Here is a 1048-nt window from a genome sequence, read left to right as displayed (position 1 = left end):
TACAAACCACTTACAGCTATTAACCACATACAACAAGCAAAAAAACTATTCTCTAAACATACCGGGTATGAAATTAACTTAGCTGCGTGCGACAATGTTTTTGGACTATCTTGTCTAGATTTAAGACAATTTGAACAAGCTGAAGAAAGCTTCAATTCCGCTATCGATTTCTTGAAAAAGAGAGGAGAAAAATCATTACTTTTACGTACTAGAAATAATATTGGCTTGCTATACGCAAATCAAAATCTTTCCTCTTTAGCAATTCGCCATCTATCCGAAGTTACTGAGAGCATGCCAAACCATTTTAAAGCCCTTTATCTCCAAGCAGATGAATATGTAAAATTAAGTGACATAAAATCTGCATCGCAACTAATTGAAAAAGGTTTATCTGTTTGTAACGAATTAGAAATTAAAGAATATCAATATCGTTTTAAAATCTTAGAAGAGCTTAGTAAAGAATCAAATTTAATTAAACTAGAAAAAATAATTTTAGAAGGGATTTCTTATTTTGAAAAAGAAGAATTATGGGAGTGTATTGAAGAGTACACTGAACGAATAGCAAATAAATTTTATGCAGAAGAGAATCATGCCAAAGCAAGTAAATATTATAATTTAAGTAATCAGGCACGCAAAAAATCATTAGCTAAAGGGGCGCTAAAATAATGAAAAAGATTGGTTTAACACTATCGTCGGTAGCATTAACACTAATTTTGAGTTTTGGATTCAGCCATAATCTAAAAGATGCTGCATTAAACAAAGGTGATACTTGGTCTCCAGCATACGAGTTAACCATCAAATAATTATAAAAAAGTCGTGCTAAAATGAAGTGACCCCAAAAAGTTAGACACGTTATTTCATTAGGCAGCTTCTTGGGCATGGGTCCGGTATTGYACGAGGGCACTGAAAAACTCCATCTAGTTCCACTTTGCGAGACATTCGACGATTCAATAGTCGAATGTCTCGCCTTTTTAATTTATAATAGAGAGACTAAATGCAGGTGGTGTTCCAAATGATTTCAAACCAAGAGACACTTAACTTAAGTCCGTAC

At 33.3% G+C, this 1048-nt stretch carries 1 protein-coding gene and 1 pseudogene; both read left to right on the top strand.

Annotated features, from left to right (window positions below; genetic code table 11):
• Window positions 1-663, top strand: a pseudogene (locus tag AC1DTM_RS28160) (hypothetical protein); the annotation flags it as partial.
• The gene (locus AC1DTM_RS28155) at window positions 663-800 is read left to right on the top strand and encodes a Phr family secreted Rap phosphatase inhibitor (protein ID WP_002160981.1); all 138 of its coding nucleotides are present in this window, start codon (window positions 663-665) and stop codon (window positions 798-800) included. The pseudogene AC1DTM_RS28160 and the gene AC1DTM_RS28155, both read left to right, overlap by 1 nt.
• Window positions 801-1048: the final 248 nt, after the last annotated feature.

The organism is Bacillus sp. P4_D3, from assembly GCF_056401855.1.
The sequence above is the reverse complement of the archived record's forward strand: the minus strand, read 5'-3'. Positions and strand labels throughout refer to the sequence as shown.